The sequence below is a fragment of the Pseudoalteromonas sp. BMB genome, assembly GCF_001709235.1.
GTDB lineage: Bacteria > Pseudomonadota > Gammaproteobacteria > Enterobacterales > Alteromonadaceae > Pseudoalteromonas > Pseudoalteromonas maricaloris.
Genome location: NZ_MBQA01000168.1, coordinates 43,127 through 64,701 on the forward strand (window position 1 = coordinate 43,127; position 21,575 = coordinate 64,701).

A 21,575-nucleotide genomic window follows, 5' to 3' on the forward strand; every position below is an offset into this window, starting at 1 on the left:
TCCAGACTTATACCACTAATCTATTTTTATAATTATTGACTTCTTCATACACCAAAAACTCTACCGCTCCGTTGGCAGAGTTAATGACGCCACTTCCATGATCCATTAATTTTGCCCTGACAAACGCCCCACCATACTGGTTACCAGTATCAAATATCCCCCAAACGGGCTGATAAACCCCAGACTCAGTATTCTCACAACAACCAATCACAGGATCTGGTACACAGTATTCTTGGGCAATCCAGTCATTCTCTGTTAGTAACTCTGCGACTAGATCGCGCCATTGCTGTTGCTCAAGGTCTCGACCCAAATAAACATCGGCTCCTTGACTAGATTTAGCTTTCTTAAGCACAAACCTATCTTTTTGAGAAAGCAATAATTCTTCAAGCGAGATTGATTGCCCCTGCCAACAAACAGTGTCAACGTTCGTTTTTGCTGTCCAAGGGATATAACGTTCAATAAAATCCCGCGTTTTATCATCAAGTCTGTCAAGCAGTGAAACTTCATGTAGCAATGCAAATAGCAACTTGTTACCCAAAAGGGTGTGAAAGAAGTTATCAGGGAAAATAAGTTTTCCCCGTATAAAGCTGCTCATCAACTTGGTGTAGAACGAGACTGGAAACTGAAGCGTTATGGGCACGGACAATATAACGGCATCAATTATGTTGCCTTGGTATTGTACACCTCCATCCGACAAAAACTCCAGAGCAGTATGATCATTAAAGAAAAGTAGCTTACCGTCATCAAATTGATCCAGGCTACGATACAGTTTCTGCATATTGCTCTTGAGCTCAGCCATATCATAGTCACCATCATCGTGATCGTAAAACAGGATATTGCCCGTGGCTGCAGGATTTGCGTGTTTGATGCTTCTGCCAATTGCATCAAAAAGATTGCGTGTAACATTGTTAAATTTAAGCTGCCAAGTCGCCGTTTTCCTGTTCGCAGCTAAAGCCTCTCCAAAGACTTCACTTATCCAATCATGCTGCCAACCACCAATGGATGACCCTGCATTGATTTCCATCAACTTGAGTTCTCCACCAGAAAATACAGCATCATGTCTTATAAATACATCTTTAGAGTTAAACGGCGTCGTTTTTAAAAGCTCATAAACCATTGGGGAATCATTAAAATATGTTGCAAACTTTTGTTGATCATCACCAAAGTAGGTATAAATCGCTTTATACAACACATCAGTTAACGGTTTTATAAAGGCGTCAAACTTACCGACTAACTCTTTTGAAATAATGAAGGGTAACGGAGCAATACGGTACTTTTGGCGGTAGTTTTGCCAAAAAGCTGATTGCTCTAAATAATGGCTCTCGCAACTCAATGGCAAGTCCAGCATCAAATCATGAAATTTCTGGGAGTAAAACAAGTTATTTTGCCGATAACTTTGCTCCAAGCCCGGTTTATTTTGTGTTTTAGGCTCTACCCGAGCCTGCTCAGTTGCTGCATCTGAAACCTGAGTTTTTATTTCCATTATATGACGGCCCTGTTTAATTTAGTTTTTGTATTCGTCACTTTAGCGGCTATCTTTGCATCATCAACCGCGCGAGCAACAGCACGAATAGAGTTGTTCTCGTAGAACTTTCTGAAATCGAGCTGCACATCATACTTCTGCTGTAGACGAGTTAATAAACGTGTCGACAACAAAGAGTTGCCACCTAACTCAAAGAAGTCTTCGTTAACGCAAATATCGGAATGCCCCAACAGTTCTTCCCATATCTCAACGAGTTCTTTTTCCGTTTTACTTTCAGGCAACTCTTTCACAATGCCTTCAAAGGCTGAAGTATTCACCTTTGCCTTCAATGCTGTTGTATCCAATTTACCATTTTCAGTTAGCGGTATAGACTCTATTTCGATGATCTGCTGAGGGATCATGTAATTCGGCAAAACATCCGCTAAAAACTCACGGACTGACTTTCGCTCAAATCGCTCACCCGATCCGCTTCGCCACACCACATAACCTATTAATACAGTCTGTGATTGCGCATCACCAATTGCAATAATTGCGGCCTTGTCTACGTTAGGGTGTGTTTCTAAAGTTTGCTGGATTTCAAGTGGTTCAACCCTAAACCCTCGGATCTTAACTTGTTTATCTATACGACCAAGACATTGCACATTTCCGCTAGGAAGCCGACGTCCCAAATCACCTGTTAGATATAAAATGTCATTATCTTCATTGCGAAATGGGTTAACAATGAACTTCTGTTCCGTTTGCTCAGTATCAGCATGGTAACCTTTAGACAAATGTCGACTACGCATACCAATTTGTCCCGTTTCCCATATGCCACAAGGCATCAAGCTTGAATTCAATACAACAAGTTGTGCGCCTTCTACTCCTTTACCTACAGGAATGATATTGGAAAGCTGGGTATCAGCTGCATCAGGGCCTTGAGGCCTGAAGTAGCTCACGGCTCTAGAGGACTCAGTAGAGCCATACAAATTAATCACTTCCATATTTGGTGCAACGTCAGCAAAGTTATTGACCAGTTTAGTGGTCAGCGCTTCCCCAACAAAAAAGCCTCTTCGCAGTGACCCCACTTCACCGCCGACACCATTGAGCAACATCTCACCAAGGCTTGGTGTTAAATGTAACGTAGTTACTTGATGAGCTTGCAAGCATGCCTTTATGTTGTATGAATTATATTGCTCTTGTGTTGGCACTAATAAAGTAGCCCCCATGCACAGCGGCGTAAAGATATCTCTGTGCAGTGGGTCATGTACCAGACCTGAGAGCATACAAAATTTATCATCGGCTGTTAAGTCAAACTCTTTGGCCATCCAAGGCATGAACACTGTCAGTGAGCTTTGTCTGCCCATTACTGCTTTAGGTTTGCCTGATGTACCTGATGTAAACGCGATATACGCCAGTGCGTCTGCATCAACAGCAGCACTGACCATAAGGTCATCAGAACCTGAAATACCTGTCATTGAAACGTCCATAACAGGACAATTAATACTGTCCAAATGCTGCTGCAAATCAGGTGATAGAAGCTGCCCATCCGTTGTAATTATGCATTTTGGAGGAACCAATTCTAATTGTTGGATCAGGCGCTTTTTAGGTAGTTCATTTGAAAGCATCATAAACGCGCCACCAGCTTTGAGCGTGGCAATTACCGATGCCACTGTCGAGTCATTTCGGGTAGCCATAATCCCAACAACATCACCAGATTGCACATCGAGCGCGTGTAGGCGCTGTGCATATGCATTGGCAATCGTATTTAATTGGCGATAAGTCCACTGATTGTTTCCATATTCCAACGCAATTTTTTCGGGTGACGTAAAACTACACTGCTCAAAACATTGATGAACTGGACCTTGCCATGAAGTAGTTAAGGACTTGCTCAACTCTTCCATGTCTTGTGAAGCAACTCTTAAATCATATCGATCACATTGGAGTTGAGGTGATGATGCAACCTGTGTCAGAAGCGCGCAGTACATCTCCAAAAGCATTTGGATATTACTCTTTGAATATATGCCACTGTTATAGTCACAAGTTATCTCTATCCCTTCATCTCGATCGGTCACATACAAAGTCAGGTCAAATTTATTACCTACATACGGCACGTCATCTACTTCCAACTCCAGCGTTCTTGGTTTTCGCTCAATTTGTGGCAAATTAGCCATATTTAAGAATACTTGAAACAGAGGTGTAGACATCCCTTTACGCTTGGCGTTGCTAACTTCCAATATCCGTTCAAAAGGCATTTCTTGATTTGAGAGCACCTTATTCACATTGTCTACTTGCTGGCTCAACAAATGTGAAAAAGAACTGTTGGTGTTAAGCTCATGCCGAATTGGTAAGTTATTAAGAAACATCCCCAACATATTTTCTGTGCCTGGAATGGTTCTTCCTGTCACTGGAATACCAATGTTGAAATCATTTTCACCTGTCAGGCGCGCAATCAGCAGCGCCAATGCAGTGTGAATTACATTGAATAAACTACCATTGTGCTGCTTGCCAATTTGCTCCAATGCCTGCTTTGTTTTTAGGTCAACAATGACAGTTTCCAGTCCACTCTCACCCAATTCATTTTGATTGCCCTCGAGATAAAATGGCAATTTTAAAAATTCATTACAACCCGCGAGATATTTCTTCCAAAATGCTTCTTGAGGATGCGCCGCTTCACTGCTTATGAAACTTGATTGCCATAAGGAGTAATCTTTGAAATTATAATCGAGCGGTGCCAAGTCTGGCTTTTTCCCCTTAGAAAGCGACTCATAAACGTCTAAAAACTCGTTGATAAATAACATTACTGACCACCCATCAAGAATGATGTGGTGAATGTTAAAGTGCAACAAATGCTCCAGCTCATCCAACTTGATGACCTGAGTTGAGATAAGTGGCGCACATGTTAAATCAAACAGACGTAACCCGTGAGCCTGTGTCAATTGTGCCGCTTCTTGCTGTTTATTTAAGGCTGGTACACTAGACAAGTCATGATAGTCCACTATCGGCTTAACATCTGCACCTATTTCTTGCTGTATCTCGCCTTGTTGCTCAGTAAACTTAGTTCTAAATATGCCATGCTTTTCAAATAAGAGAGAGAGTGTCGAAGTCACTTTTTCACAGCTAAAGTCGCCTTTCACTTTAATACCGATAGGTATATTAGTCACACTACTTTGGCCCCAAATATTGTTGGTATACCACACTCGGTACTGGCCGTAAGAAAGCGGTGCAGTACCACTCTCACTGTGGTTTTCCAGAGCATAAGGGTGTGATGTGCCGCTTTTTTGTAGGCATTCTGCAAGTTTTTCGACCGTCTGAGTTGAGTACATATCTGCAACAGAGAAATGGAAGCCATACCGCTCAGAGAGAACATAAATCATTCTTGAAATGAGCAGCGAATTGCCACCTAAAGCGAAAAAGTTATCTCTGATCCCAACTCGATCTATCTTCAACATTTCCTGCCACACCGCACATAGGTTTTGCTGTACTTCAGACTCTGGCGCAATATATTGTTGAGTTGCATTCCACTGCGGAACAGGTAACGCATTGCGGTCAATTTTTCCATTCGCTGTCAATGGCCACTCATCAATTACATTAAAATAGTGAGGGATCATGTGTGTGGGTAAAAATGCCTGTAGCTCTTGCTTTAACAGAGGAAATACTTTCGCCCCAACAACATGTAAGTATGGCTTATTAAATAACTGCTTAGAACAACTTACAGAGTCACTCACAAAGGCGATGTGATTACAATCCAATGCAGTTGGATAAATAAAGCAGTCAATCAACCATATGTTATTCAAATCACATGTGCCAGTCAGGGTGTAGCCATACTGTTCGCAAAGCGCTTTTAGTTGCGAAAACTGTTCAATAAACTCATTATTATCCTCCACTTGTGTTAAGTCGCATTGCAAGGTTTGTGCATGTTGAGCGCGCTGTTGAGTCAACATATTATCAATGCGCGCGTTTAACTGCAGATTAGGATTATTGACAGCACGTATACCAAAAACCTTCTCTGTCCCATTTATCAGCTGTGCTTTAAGCACCTCAAGGTTATCGACCCATTGCACGGTTTCTCTTTGTAGTTCCCCTGACTTTCTTAACGTAACATCGTATCTGAACGATGACATTTCATTGTCAGCAATGGTGTCTTTAACTCGAATATCTAACCCTTTAATATATGGGTTGCTCTGGGCTAGCTGATAAAAATAGCTAGGGCTGAACAATAATTCATTTTCTTCACCGACGAGCTGGCCTACCTTGCGCTCAAAATCTGCGACATGCCAGTCATTTTGCTTTCTCTCCCAAACAACACGCGAAGCAAACTGAACGTGCAGATCATAGTTGCGCACGTCACCAATAAACACATTGCCATCAGGTGACAACTTGCCCAAAGCAATGTCTATTACCTGCTTGAAATACTGTTCGCTTGGAAAATACTGGGCGACTGAGTTGATCACAATGAGATCAAATTCTTCAACCTGCATATTCGCCAAAGAGTGGGCATCACCTACTTTCAACTCGACATGCGACCACTGATTGAGGTCGACCATGGTTTGCACTTTTTTGATAACAGATTCTGATACATCTAGCGCCACGACTTGATCACAGAACTTCGCATAGCTCGCAAGTAGCATCCCTGTACCACAGCCGATCTCTAATATCTTTTTAGGCTTTAACAGCTTTATCCGTTCAACCGTTTCTGCGACCCAATCAGCCATTTGTTGTTCTGGTACTGGCTCACCGGTATAGCTACTTAACCAACCTGATGTATCTAACTCAGCACTACTCTCCATATCCTCCGCTACAGGCTCACTCTCATAAGCTTCAGACCATAAGGCGTTCCATGTACTGATCATCTGCTGTTGTGGGTCATGCAGGGGCAACTGCTCATTAAGTCTGACGTGGGCATGTAATTGCGTGTCATAATCTTGTTGCTGTGAAATCACCACTTTTGCACTGTGAACTAGCTCTGATTGTTCCAATTGAGCCTCAATTTCACCAAGCTCGATTCTGAAGCCGCGCACTTTTACCTGGTTATCTAAACGTGCAATGTATTCCAGTTTGCCATCGGGCAAATAGCGAACTAAATCTCCAGTTCGATAAAGCCGTTTAGCACCAGAGGCATCAGCCTGATCATAAAAAGGATTGTCAATGAATCGAGTTTCTGTCAACGTAAGATTGTTCAAATACCCTCGTGTCACACCGGCTCCGCCGATATATAACTCACCGGACATGCCCATTGGCACAACATTGTGCTGCTCATCTAAGACATATAAATAGGTATTGTCGATTGGCCTACCAATATTAACATCCGCATCAAGGCTCAATTTACTAAGGGATGACCACACACATGTTTCTGTCGGGCCATACATATTCCATAAAGTCACCGCGGGGTGAGATAGTAATCGTTCTTTTAATTTATTACTCAGTGCATCTCCTCCACACAAGCATGTGATTGGGGACTGTGGAGACCAATTGACATCACTCAACATTTGCCATGTAGCCGGTGTTGCCTGTATGAAATTAACCTGCTCGTCAGCAATTGTATGGATTAAATTTGTCGCCTGCGTCGCATCTTCTTTACTCGCAATCACGACCGATGATCCGCTAAATAGAGGCAGGAATATTTCCAACACATGAATATCAAAAGACACAGATGTCAGCGATAATGCAATATCCTGATTGCTCAATGCAAAATGCTTATCCATACCCGTCAACAGATTGAGCACCTGTGTATGCTCTACCATGACACCCTTTGGCTGACCTGTAGAACCTGATGTATAAATTACATATGCTAGGTTATTGGCAGATAACCCCAACTCAGATTTAGCTAGGTTGTGCTTTTTATCATTCTCCAAGGGCAGTTTATCCACGGCCAAAACGTCCAGAGCCGTGAACTTGTCCTCAGACAATAAATTAGCCGTCGTGAGTATGGTGCTGAGTTTTGCATCCGAGACAATATACTCAATCCGTTCACTGGGGTAGCTGGGGTCAAGTGGCACATACGCCCCACCCGCTTTTAGCACACCGATCATCGCGACGATTAGCTCAATTGAAGGGTCAATATACACACCAATGCATGTATCAGGCTTCACATCATGATGCTCACGCAGATAGTGTGCGACCTGATTTGAACGCTCATTAAGCTCAGCGTACGTCAACGTTTCGCGTCCAAACTTAAGCGCGACTTGCATGGGTTGCTCAGCAGCAACCTGCTCGATTGACTCATGAATACACAATGCCTTGGCATAGTCCTGCGCCGTGTCATTCAAAGTTTTGGTAAAGTATTCCACCTCATTTAGCGGTAGTAATTTAAGTGTGGTTAACGGCTGGCTATCATCCGCTAAAATCTGTACCAATACATTGAGATAGGCATTGGCTAAACTCGCCACCGTCTGCTCTGAGAATAAGGCCGTCGCATAATAGAAATTGAGCGCACAAAAATCATCTTTCTCAGTGATATGCAGTTCCAAATCAAAGCGTAGATGCTGTCCGTCAAAATGCATATCTTCAACGTCAACGCCGTCTAAATCGAAAACGGCTTGCTTGTTATTTTGAAAGGCAAACAAAATTTGAAATAGCGGGCTGTAACCTTGTACTCGATCCGTTACCGCCGCTTCAATGACTTTATCAAACGGCACGTGCTTGTGCTCAAACGCTGCTAAGTTAGCTGCATTATTTTGCGCCAATAGCGTCGCAAAAGAACTATTAAAATCTACATCACTACGTAACACCAACGTATTGACGAAAAAGCCTATTAACGGCTCAATCTGACGATGATCTCGACCCGCAACAGGTACTCCCATCACAATCGTTGACTCTTGCGTGTATTTAGCCAAAGTTAATGAAAACGCAGTTTGCAATAGATTAAATAAGGTCACCCTTTTTTGCTTCGCATAATCTGATAAATCTGCCAACATGCCGTTCTCGATGGACAAATCAAAACGCGCGCCTTGATATGATTGCTTGAGCGGGCGAGGCCCTTTCAACGGTAAACTATGCAGCGGTGGAATGTCACTGAGGCGCTCACGCCAATACTGCATTGAAGTGTCCTCTTCAACATCACTCCACTGCTCTCGATGCCAAATAGCGAAGTCAGCATATTGCACATCTAACTTTGCGACTTGTGGTAATGTTGCACTCACTTCGGCATTATAAAACTGGTTTAATTCATGACATAGCAAAGCCAAAGACCAGCCATCTGATGCAATATGATGGGTGACAAATGTCACCACATACCGCGCTTCATCAATAGGCGTCACCGTTACCCGCAGCATATAATCTTGGCTGAGATCAAATGCGCGATTGACTTCAGACAGAATATACTCGGACAAATCACCTTCAGCTGCCGGTTTTAGTTCAAGAATACGACCCGCATCTTGCTCGTCAAACAACCGAATGTTCTGGACCGGCTCACCGTCACCTGCACTGAACACCGTTCGCAAAGATTCATGACGCTGGACAATTTTAACCAGCGCTACTCGAAATGCCTCAACATCAAAATTACCGTTAAATTTGAATACTGCATAGGTATTGTAGTGCGTGCTGTCACTTTCTAGAGTATCAATCAACCACAAACGCTGCTGTGCAAAGGATAATGGCGCACCGGCAAAGCGACTTGTTTGCGGCTCTATTTTATTGTACTCATGGCCTAGGTTGAGCTGCTTAATATAACTTCTCAACGCTTCTTTTTGCGCGATCAATTCAGCTTTCAGTTCTGCGCTGATCCCTGTTTTGGGCAATTCACACAATAACTTGTCATCATCACTTAAGCGAACTTTGACACCGGCAGTTTTAAGCTTTTGTAGCAACTCAGAGATTTTAATCATAACTCTAGTACCTCGCCTTCATGCTCCACGGGCTCATTTGACTCTTTCAACCAGATCTGGTTGTCAATTTCAGCGGCTAATGCTTTTACCGTTGGCGTATCTAATAATTCCTTTAATGGCACATCCAGTGAGAATGACTTGCGGATCCGCGTAATAATTGATGCCGCCATTAATGAATGCCCTCCCATCTCAAAGAAGTTATCATCAATACCGACTGGAGAATAACCCAGTACTTCTTGCCAGTGGGCAACCAACACTTCTTCCGTTTTAGTACTTGGTGACACATACTCAGTTGACGAACCAGGCCTAGAATTAGTAGCACTGACCGGGTTTACCGCCACAGATTCGCCTTCACTTTGATCCACTGAGTGCATTTCCCCAAGCTTAAGCTCTAGGCCCGTTGAGACACTTTGATACCCTTCACCCATAATTTCTTTACATTGCTTCGCGAACTCAGATTGTAATGCCAATAGCGCGGCAAGTTTGTCAGAAGGTAGTGAATCGGTATCATTTGCAGTGATGTCAAAATGTACCGCTGCTTTTTTAACGTCTGCATGTTCAACTTTTTTCAAATCCTCAGTTTGACTGATGATGACATCCGGACTAAAGCTTCTGCTGCCATGCGGGGCTGCTGGGATCCAGTAGCGTTTTCGCTCAAATGGGTAAGTTGGTAATTCAATTCTACGGCGCTGTTGACCTTGATATAAAGACAACCAATCAAGCTTAATGCCTTGACCCCATAAGCTCCCTAATGCAGTTGCATAGGTATAAGCGGAATCAGATGCACGACGCGGATGTGGTAAAGTGGTCACCACTAATTGTGTCTGATCATTTTGCGCTTTTACAAACGCACTCAACGTATGGCCCGGACCAACCTCTAAAAACAGTTGCTCATTATTCTCTTCAAGTAACGTCTTAACGCCATCAGAGAAACGTACTGTCGACCTTAAATGCGACACCCAATAATCTACCGAGGTTGCTCTTTCACCCACCCAGTTACCATCTAAGTTTGATATAAATGGCGTGTTCGCTGAATGCAAATCAACAGAGTTCAATACCGCTTTAAAGTCCGCAAGTGCACCATCCATCATACCTGAGTGGAAGGCATGAGACGTGACTAGCTCAGTAAAACCAATATCATCATTACTGAGCTGCACTTTAAGGTCTGCAATGGCTTGTTCAGAGCCAGATAGAATATGGTTATTTGGCGTATTTTGTACTGAATGCCAGATAGTATCGGATACATACTTCTGAATTTCAGACTCATTGAGCGACACTGATAACATGGTTCCCTTAGCTTGTGCAGCCATCAGCTGGCCTCGTCTAGCAACTACTTTTAGCGCATCTTTAAGACTAAATACGCCTGCCAAGCAAGCCGCTACATATTCACCAATACTGTGCCCAATCATATGACTTGGCTGTACGCCAGACGTCTGCCATAATTTTGCTAAGCTATATTCCACAACAAATAACGCTAACTGCGCAGCGTCTGTATTTCTTAATCGCATCTCCGCGGCGGCGTCTTCGCCAATTGCTGGGAACATCAAAGCGCGTAAGTCAAACGCTAAATCCTGAGGTAACTTCTCAAAGCAAACATCTAATTGCGCGCGATAAGTTTGGTTTTCTTGATATAAATCGCGGCTCATATTGATGTACTGACTACCTTGGCCTGGAAACATAAAGCAAACTTGACGATCACGCGGTTTCGATTGCGCCTGCTTAGCGTACTCACCCGCTTGGCCTAACGCTTGGACTAATTCTTCAACCGTTTTACATCCTGCGTAAAACTTATGTTCAAAATGATGTCGACCAACTTGTAAAGTGTAAGCTAAGTCGGCCAAATTTATTGTCTCTCCATGCTCAAGCAAATACTGTTTCAAGTTCTCCTTCATCATCGCCAAGGCTGTAGTTGTTTTAGCAGACAGTACGATCGGAAAAACCCCATCGACTGCGTCGGTTTGCCATAACTTAGGTGCTTCCTCAACAATCAAGTGCGCATTCGTACCTCCAATACCAAATGAGCTAACACCCGCTCTGAGTTTGTCTCCGCCAACTGGTTCCCAGGCTTGCTTTTTATCCACCACGTAAAATGGGCTATTGGCAAAATCAATTTTTGGATTACTCTTTTCAAAGTTGAGGTTTGCTGGAATGGTGCGATGTTGCATACCCAAAACTGTTTTTATTAAGCTGGCAACACCGCCGGCAGATACAAGGTGGCCAATATTCGTCTTGACCGAGCCAATACCACAATACTGCTTATTATCAGTTTGCAATCGATAGGCTCGGGTCAGTCCTGCCACTTCAATTGGGTCGCCTAAGTTCGTGCCCGTACCATGCGCTTCTACATAACTGATAGAGTCTGCATTCACATCAGCTATGGCCAGAGCTTCTGCAATAACTTTCGCTTGCCCTTGTGAGCTAGGTGCTGTGTAGCTCGCTTTGTCAGCGCCATCATTGTTAATGGCCGTGCCCTTGATTACGGCAAGGATTGTATCGTTGTCAGCGATGGCATCTTCCATACGTTTAAGCGCAATCAAGGCAATCCCGTTTCCGGCGACAGTCCCTGCGGCGCGTTCATCAAATGCACGACAATGGCCGTCAAATGAACCAATGCCACCTTCTTGATAAAACAGCGCATCTTCACGTGAATTTGAAATTGTGACGCCACCAGCAATGGCTACATCACATTGATACGCGAGCAGCGCTTCACGAGCATAGTGTACAGCAACTGCAGAGGAAGAGCATAAGGTGTTTACGTTGATACTAGGTCCAGTTAGGCCCAGCTTATAACTCGCACGTGTCGCGACAAAGTCCTGACCGGTCGATAACGACACCTTGAATGTTCCTACATCTGTAACGAAATCAGGATGTGACAGCAGGTTTCTCGATAAATAAGAGCTTGCACCCGCACCACAATACACACCAACAGCGCCTTTATAATCAGGCGAACTATACCCTGCTTTCTCTAGTACCTCCCAGCTTACTTCAAGAAATAATCGATGTTGGGGATCTAATAACTCGGCTTCCCGTGGAGAGAAAGAGAAAAACTCTGCATCAAAGTTTTCAACATTGTCTAACACCCCTTCTGCACCGACAAAATTTGGGTTTTCTAACAGAGATGGGTTAACACCTAACTCAAGTAATTGTTCTTGATTGAAGAAAGTAATGGACTCAACACCTTGTTCAAGGTTATCCCAAAATGCTTTGAGATTATCCGCCCCGGGAAAACGCCCTCCCATGGAGATAATGGCAATATCATCAATGTACTCTTCAATTAACGCTTCTTTATCTAACATATGGGTTTCCCTTAATTCAATAAATCGTTTCTGCTGTTGCCACGCCCTTTTCGGCGACGTGCGGCTGCTTGTTTTTGTTTTTCCGCGCGAGACACTGCGCGTTTTACCTCAGCATCGCTGGCCTCTTTCGACTCACTGCTCAGAGCGACAGCCAGCTCTTTGATAGTGGTCAGCTCGTACAAGTCCGTCATGGCAATTTTTTGCTTAAAGTTTTCTTGTAGCTTTTTGTGGAATTGAACCAATAGTAGAGAGTCGCCGCCGAGTTCAAAGAAGTCGTCTTGAACGCCTACGGTTTCCAAAGCCATGATTTGTTGCAGTATTTCTGAAAGTTTAATTTCTACTTCGGTCTTTGGCTTGACATAAGCAACATCTAGCTCAGGTCGCGGAGACTTGCTAGCTTTCTCTTCAGTTTGAACTTTAAGAAAGTCATCATATTGCGCTATACGCTGATTAATATTACCTTTCGACACCACAATACTCGGGCTATCGAGCTGCATCACTTGATCAAAAGCAGCTAACGCAGCTTGATTAGTCAAACCATCACCGCGCAATGCATTAAGGGCTGACCCCTTGTCCGCTGTTGGCTGCTTGTGAGACAAAGAGCGATCAATACTGGATTGATCCACCTCGCGCAAAGTAAAGCGGTTTACTTCCACTAATACACGGCCTGAACTGTCCAGCAACGTTACATCAAAGCTCTGCACACCTTTTTGATTATTTACTTGTGACGACACCAAGCGAGCATGGCTATAAATGGTATCAGGTAATGGGTGATAGACTCGCATTTGGTCGTAAGACAAGGGCAAAAATACCCCTTCGTAATGGAACGGGCGCAAAAACGCAGTTGCACAGTCTAGCAAGGCCGGGTGCAGCGGAACTAGATTAAAATCTGCAGCAAACTTGTCAGCCAGTGATAACTTGGCAATCCCTTGTTTATCTCCTAAGCGGATCCAATCTAGATTCTGCCAGCGCTCACCAAATTCCACCAGCTCAAACTGAGTTTCTCCAGATTGCTTACTCGTTATCTTGCCCAAATGCGCAATCTCTTCTGGATTATCGATAATGCTATCAGAACAAGTGTCTTTCAATTGCTTTAGATTAACAGCTGGAGCTGATTGCATTGAGTGCACCACCACACGCCCCTTGGCGTGTTCATGTTCTTGTGAACGCACTAAAAACTCGTAGCCATCGGCAGTTTGAGTTAACTGAGTCATCACCTGTGCCTGCTCCCCTTGGTTCAATGCCAAAGGCGAGAGGAAGACAATATCTTTGAAGCTAAACTGCTGGATATTAGCCGCACGCTTTAACGCCATGGTCACCATGTTTAGGTAGCTAGTGCCAGGTAAGGTTGGCACCCCTAGGATCCAGTGTTCGCTCAAAGCCCATTGCGTTTCTACTCGGTAAGTTTGGCAAAAAGCTATGCCATCAGATTCGACCTCAGGTCCCAAACAATCCAGATCAACCTTAACGCCTTGGCTCGGATCGGCGGCCATCCCTACTTCTTGCCAATTATCCCAGTTAATGGCGATCACCCGAGTCTCACTGCTCAGTGACTTAGCTTGAGCAAAAGCGTCCAAATAAGCGTTGGCAGCACTGTAGTCAACTTGACCAAAGCCACCCAAAATCGCAGTGACAGAAGAGCAAAGCACCATAAAATCTGGAGACTGATCGGCAAACGCTTGCAGTAACAATTCAGTACCTTGTACCTTAGCAGCTAAGATTGCTTCCATATCCGCTTTTTGTTTGCGAATTAAAGCACCGCCACCAGGTAGACCGGCAGCATGAACTATACCATCTACAGAGCCAAACTTGGCTTTCACCTCTGTTGATAACCGCTCCATATCACCATCATTGGTAACATCGGCGCGAATGACTGTAACAGTAGAACCACTTTTTTCCATCGCTTCTATTGAAGCAATAGCCGCCAAGTGCTCAGGCTTAGCATCAACAGATGCCATGTACTGCTGATATTCAGTCGCAGCAGGAAAATTACGACGAGTCACTAACACTAACTTGACAGGCTGTTGCTGAGCAAAGTGGCTAGCCAAAGTCAGACCAATACCACCAAGACCACCAGTAATAACATAAGTGCCTTGTGGCTTGATATAGCCTTCCAAGGTTAATAAGTCTGGTGATTGAGCAGTTTGGTAATCCTGTTGCCAACGCTTAGTTGAGCGAAACGCGACTTGCTGCGCCAAAGCTTCTGGCGCTGACGTTGTAAAATGCTGTAATTCACGACACAATTGCGCCGCTTCTAATCGCTGTGCTCGCTCAGTTGACTGAGCTGCAAAATCTATAGCTCTGGTTTTAATATTGGCAAATTCGTGAGCGATAACTCTGAGTGGCCCTTGTACTAGCGCCTTCATCGGGTCAATAGTTTCAGAGCCCGATATATTGAAACGCTGTCGAGTCACCAAGGTCAAAGTCAAATCAGCGTTGCCTAACTTTTCAGCCACTACTTGAGCTAAGAATACAATGCTGTAAAAATTCTGGTCTAACTGCTGAGATACAGTGGCTGTGTGCTGTTCCGCCAGAGCCCAACCGTGGATCAGTGTATCAGGAAACTTGTCTAACCGAACTAACTCATCAATCAACAACTCAAAATCTCTTAATAGCGCGGGGTTCAAGCTGTAATAATCTGGTGCTAATCGCTCAAACCCACTGCCTTTGACCACAGTAATTAGAGTTTTATTTTGCTGCTGACACAGCTGCTTAGCTGCGGCTTCCACCACCCCCACCTCATCGACAAAAGCAATCACTACCTTGTCATCAGCCTCAGCCTGCTCGGTTGACGCAGCATCAGTCTTTAAGGGTGACAAACGCCATTCTGCTTGGTATAAATTAACGCTATCGACCGGTGATTCAGGTTGTAAATCAGCCACCAATGACTCCACAGGCTCAGGCAAAAACTCAGTTGGAGCAAATGCATAACCAGGCAAAGGTAATCGACGTTTGGCTGTCGAACTAAGCAACGGCTGAAAATCAACAGCCACCCCATTGAGGTGTAAGCGACCCAAACACTGTAAAAACTTGTAGCTATCATTATGCTGGTCTTTAACGTGGCGCAATGCATTCACCACTAGCTGCTGAGAAGTCTTAGCTTGGTGCTGCTTGGCGAAAGTAGCCAGAGCACGTCCCGGACCCACTTCAATCAATATCGCATCAGGTTCAACTAACACTTGAGTTAGCCCATCGTTAAATCGTACACAACCGCGCAAATGCTGAATCCAGTAATCAGTAGACTGTACTTGTTCTGCGGTCACTAATTTACCGGTAACGTTCGAGTAATAGGCAATGTTTGGCGGATTGAATTTCACACTAGCAAGAGTTTGTGCAAACTCAGCCAAAATCGGCTCCATCAAGTAACTGTGATAACCGTGAGATACTTTTAATCGAGAGCAGCTAATCCCCTGAGTTTGCAAGTGCTGTTCAAATTGCTCCACAGCAGCTTCATTGCCTGAAACCACACACTGACTAGAGCTGTTTACGGCAGCTAAACTCAGTTCAGGATTTAACTTAGCAGTGATTTCAGCTTCGCCCAACGCAACCGAAAGCATTGCACCAGATCGAGTAGAGGCCATCAAACGCCCGCGCTCAATCACTAATGCTAAAGCATCTTCTAATTGGATCACGCCTGCTAAACAAGCTGCGACGTATTCACCTAGGCTATGGCCTACCATGACATCTGGCTTCACATCAAATGACATTAATAATTTAGCTGTGGCGTACTCAACCATAAATAAAAGTGGTTGCGTTATATTAGTTTGATTAATCACGAATTGATTATGTTCGCTTTGCTCAACGTCCAGCAGCAAGCTCTTTAACGACACATCTAGCTTTGGTTGCGCAAGCGAAATACAGTGATCTATTTCGGACTTAAACAAAGGGTAATCATGGTAAAGTCGCTGTGCCATTGTGACAAATTGCGCTCCCTGCCCAGAGAACATGAATACCACATTTCTCGCTGCAGATGTCGCTTTACCAGATAGTACAGCACCAGAATCCTCAGCCAGTAACTCAAGTAATTGAGAGCCACTGTGTGCCACCACCATTTTACGATATTCGTGCTGACTTCGACTGTGAAGCAAAGTGTTGGCAATATCACCCAATGAATCATTAGGGTTCATACTCAGGTGCTCGGCAAACGCTTTTTGCCACACGTTTGTCGCTTGCTCTGTTTTACCAGACCAAGTAAATAACATTGGTTTGTTTGACTCATTATTCAGTTCGACTGTTGGAGTATACTGCTCTAGAATGACATGTGCATTTGTACCGCCAATACCAAAAGAACTGACTGCCGCTCGCAATGGCGTACCATTTCCCTGCCAATCCGAGGTTTGATCATTTACCATAAATGGTGAGCGTGAGAGTCCTGATTTTGGGTTTTCACTCTCGAAGTTCAAACTGGCAGGTAGTTGTTGATGTTGTAAAGCGAGCACTGTTTTAAGTAGACCTGCGATCCCTGCCGCTGCATCCAAATGACCTATGTTCGTTTTGATAGAACCTATCCGCACTGATTGAGCAGGCAAATGACCATATATTTTTTTAAGCGCTTCAATCTCAATAGCATCACCAAGCGGAGTGCCTGTACCATGGGCTTCTATATAGGAAATAGTGCTGGGATCTACTTCTGCAAATTGTAGTGCAGAATTTATCACATTGGATTGGCCTTCGACACTTGGGGCCGTGTATCCCACTTTATTATTGCCATCATTGTTAATTGCACTGCCTTTGATCACAGCCAGTATATTGTCGCCATCACGTTCAGCATCTTCTAAACGCTTAAGTACAACGAGGCCCATACCATCACCAGGCACAGTACCTTGCGCTTTGTTATCAAATGCTCGACACTGACCATCAGGTGATAAGATCATCCCTTCTTGATATTGGTAGCCACCGACATCAGCTCTGCCGTTAATATCACTGGTATGTATGGCCACACCACCTGCAAGTGCCATGTCACACTCCCCAGCTAGCAAGCCAGATACCGCATAATGCACTGCGACCAAAGAAGTAGAGCAAGCAGTTTGCAATGTCACAGCAGGCCCTTTTAAGTTGAGTTTATAAGCTACCCGTGTCGCCAAAAACTCACGCCCATTCAAGCTACTTATTTCATAGTTTTCAGCAAAGCTATTGCTAATTTTTGCAAGATGACGCGTGATCCAGAATGGGTTATTACCAGCTCCGGCGTAAACACCAACAGATGTTTTGCAATGCTCAGGGGCATAACCTGCGTTCTCAAGAGCATGATAGGCCAGCTGATGAAATGCTCTCATTTGAGGGTCCATGAGACTGGCTTCTCTTGCACTGTAGCCAAAAAAGCCCGCATCAAAATTATAAACGTCTGGCACAACACCTTTTGATTTTACAAAGTTAGGCGTGTCAACTTTCTCCTCTGTCCACCCTGCATTGAGCATCTCCTCACGTTCAAAACGCGTAATGCAATCACGTTGTTCACATAAGTTTTGCCAAAACGTTTTTGTATCGCTCGCTTGAGGAAAGCGTCCAGTAGCACCAATTATAGCAATTTCTAGCCCAGTTTTATCAAAAGAGTTGCTCATGTTATCTCCGCATTCTTCTCTGCATCATTCTTTTTTTGCCCGCTTGCATTTGTTCAGCTTTATCCATCTCTGGTACATCTGGTTTGTCGCCTGTTAGATATTTTGCCAACGCACGAATTGTTGTATGTTCAAATAGATTTACAGTATCTAAAGAGCGACTCAGTCGCTCTTCCAACTTATTTCCAGCTCGCACGACGTCTATTGAGGCAGCACCTATCTCAAATAAGTTTTGCTCTACACTGATATGATCCAGCGACAAAACTTCCCGCCACACAGAAACAATGACTTTTTCCATTTCAGAGCTAGGTAATGCACTACCCTCTACTTTGTGTTGCGGGCGCGTCGCTTTTTTCAATGCCGCACGATCTTTTTTGCCATTGGGTGTTAGGGGAAATTCATCTACCGCGACATACACGAGAGGCATCATATAGCTAGGTAATTGCGTACCAAGAAAGCGCTTCAATTCATCCACATTGATAGAGGTAGATGACACATAATATGCCACCAAAAAGTCACGCTCATTGGCATTTGTAGTTCCGCTCGTATCATCACGCTGTATTTTAACAATACAGTCTTTTATACCTGCAAAACCATTTAGTGCCGACTCAATATCACCGAGTTCTATTCGGTAGCCACTAAATTTAATCTGGTTGTCTGTTCGCCCATGATAATAGAGATTACCATTTTGTCCTAAACTGGCAAAGTCCCCGGTGTCGTAAATACGCTCATTTATCCCGTCAAAATTGCACCAGTTAATAAACTTGGCCTGAGTCTGATTGGGATCATTAAAATATCCTTGAGCGACCCCTTGTCCACCAATAAAGAGCCGGCCTTTCTCTCCATACGGTACTTGCTGATAGTGTTCATCCAACAAATATACTTGCGTATTATCGATAGGCTTACCGAGATTAATATCGTCTTTATCTGACACCAAGGAAACGGTAGACCAAATGGTGGTTTCTGTCGGCCCATATAAATTCCAAACTTGTTTGGCTCGACTCAACAATTGCTCAGCCAAAGTCGCAGTCAGAGCCTCACCACCGCAAAGTACTTTCACGGGTAATTTAGATGACCACCCGGCTTCAATTAACAATTGCCATGTTGCGGGGGTTGCTTGCAATGTGGTTACTTCATATTGTGATATTGCATTAAGCAAATTTTTACCATTGCGTGCTGTTGTGCTACTGACCAACACTAAAGTACCGCCACATAACAAGGGTAAGTATAATTCCAATCCCGCGATATCAAAAGAGATGGTCGTCACTGCCAGTAAGCGATCTTCAGCGCTAAACCCTGGCTTATACGCCATACTCATTAAAAAATTTAATAATGACGCATGACTGACCGAAACCCCCTTTGGCACACCTGTAGAACCCGATGTGAAAAGTACATAAGCGCGATCTTCACCACTTAATTCACTGCCCATGCGATAGGTAGGCATCGTACTGGCTTTAATTTGCAGCTGCTCTAGCAGAATACATGCGGGCAAGGCATGTTTAACCTCTAACTGGGTCAACTCTGTGGCGAGTCGCTCAGAGGTTATCAAAAAGCTTTGCTCGGAGTATTCCAACATATGCGCTAGCCTAGCAATAGGAAAACTAGGATCCATTGGTACATACGTTGCCCCCAGCTTCATCACGGCCAAAAGCGCAATGACCAGCTCCGCTTGCCTAGGTAAACACACCCCAACCATATCATGGGGCCTTACTCCCCGCTGATACAGTAAGTGAGCGTATTGATTAACTTTATTATCCAGCTGTTCGTAGCTGTACACTTCATCTTCAAAACGCAAGGCTATCGCTGCAGGGCTTTTATCTACTTGCTGTTCAAACTGTGTAATATAATGCTCGGTTGGCCACTGAGTTTGTGTGCTGTTAATTTGGCGCAGCAGGGCCTGTTCATCTCGACTGGTAAGCTGTAGTTCAGCGATTTTTCTCTCTGAAGACGCAACCATCTGCTCAACTATATAGGACCAGCGTTTTAGCATCGCTTGTGCTTTGTCACTATCGAAATAGCTTAGATTGAAGTCAATTTGCAGCTCTGCAGGCTGATGGGCACCAAAATCACACACAGTAAATGTGAGGGGCGTTTGCTCATAGCCATTTGTCAAAAAGTAAGTTGAAGTGTTTAAGCCATTCACTGACACTTCATAGTCTAGCTTTTGATAATTGAAACTAATATCAAATAACCTTGGCTGATTGCGTTTACGCAATTCCAGATCATTGTGCAATAGGCCCATTGGATAGCGTTGATGGCGAAACTCTAGCTTTTGACGCTTGCTAATATATTCGATCAATTCAGAAACTGTCATATCCGGCTCAGCAGATATCTGAGTAGGATACACACTCAAAGCCGTTCCTATCGTTCTTTTGGCATCGGCGGTACGCCGGTTATGGACAGGCAATGAGAAAACCAACTCTTTTTGTGAATAGACACGACTAAAATAAATATACATAGCGCCAAGATAAAGCTGTACGACACTGGCCCCCATTGACGCTGCATATGCTTGATGTGACTCAAAGGTTTTATAATCGAGTAACGTGGATACTCGCTTGCTTTTAAACTGCTCCTGAGGGGTTAACTTATGTTTATTGTGTGGCGTGAGTAAAAGCTTGGGTATCGAGTCAAAGGTCGTCTTCCAAAATTCTTGGTCTTTATTTTTACGATTTGAATCAAGATACTCATTTTCCTTCTCGACCAGACTTTTAAACGAAGGAAAATTAATGGACGGTTGCACGCCCTCGCTTAATTCATTATACAGCTTACACAATGATTGCACCCAGTTAGAGAACCCCCAACCATCCATGATCAAATGGTGGGCAATACCATAATACCAATACTTTTGGTCTGTTAGCTTGATAAGGCCGCTAACAAACATGGTTTGTGCAAAGTCAAAGTTCGTCTTATACAACTCATCTATCGTTAATCTTGCTGCAAATTTAGGGTCGTCAGCCATGCTTACATCATGAATTTTCGCTTCTCCAGGTTGTGCATCACACACCATATAGAAGCTCTCTGAGTCTGTTTCTAATCGAGTAGAAAACGCTTCAGCATGCGTGACCATAAGACGATGAGCCTCAAGCAATATGTCAACATCGACGTCTCCGACAAACTCAACATAGCCACCAATATTATAAAGTGGGATATCTTTATGAATAAGCTGATCTAAAAAGATATCCGTTTGCTGAGCCGATAGTTTGATTCTAGAGGAAAGTTCTACTTCCATTTTATTCCATTCTTTTATTACTCACGCGTGAGTCAATTGAGTACATTGATAAACTGATCTGCCAAATTTACCGGCAACTCGTCAGAAAATAAACGACTTAAATCAATGTGAGTTTGCCTAGGTCAATACCAATTCTCACATTAGAGTAAGCGGGCTAACAATTACATTGATACGCTTATGTTTAAAAGCCCAGTGTTATCGCACAAG

At 43.8% G+C, this 21,575-nt stretch carries 5 protein-coding genes; all 5 read right to left on the minus strand.

The genetic code is table 11. The annotated features are described in order from the left end of the window. Positions 1–7: 7 nt before the first annotated feature. The 5 genes from BB427_RS13840 to BB427_RS13860 are packed head-to-tail and all read right to left on the minus strand — an operon-like array spanning position 8 to position 21,368. Positions 8–1,483 (minus strand): hypothetical protein, encoded by a 1,476-nt coding sequence (locus BB427_RS13840; RefSeq protein WP_069021262.1) that lies wholly within the window; start codon positions 1,481–1,483, stop codon positions 8–10. After that, positions 1,483–9,285 (minus strand): non-ribosomal peptide synthetase, encoded by a 7,803-nt coding sequence (locus tag BB427_RS13845; protein ID WP_069021265.1) that lies wholly within the window; start codon positions 9,283–9,285, stop codon positions 1,483–1,485. Before BB427_RS13845 ends, BB427_RS13840 begins: the two co-directional genes overlap by 1 nt. Beyond that, positions 9,282–12,581 carry a type I polyketide synthase gene (locus tag BB427_RS13850; RefSeq protein ID WP_069021266.1) on the minus strand — a complete coding sequence of 1,100 codons (3,300 nt, stop codon included), beginning with the start codon at positions 12,579–12,581 and terminating at the stop codon, positions 9,282–9,284. Before BB427_RS13850 ends, BB427_RS13845 begins: the two co-directional genes overlap by 4 nt. 11 nt (positions 12,582–12,592) lie before the next feature. Then, positions 12,593–18,142: a type I polyketide synthase gene (locus tag BB427_RS13855; protein ID WP_069021269.1), complete on the minus strand. Its 5,550-nt coding sequence runs from the start codon at positions 18,140–18,142 to the stop codon at positions 12,593–12,595. Between the two features lies 1 nt (position 18,143). Beyond that, positions 18,144–21,368 (minus strand): non-ribosomal peptide synthetase, encoded by a 3,225-nt coding sequence (locus BB427_RS13860; protein ID WP_069021270.1) that lies wholly within the window; start codon positions 21,366–21,368, stop codon positions 18,144–18,146. Between the last annotated feature and the right edge of the window lie 207 nt (positions 21,369–21,575).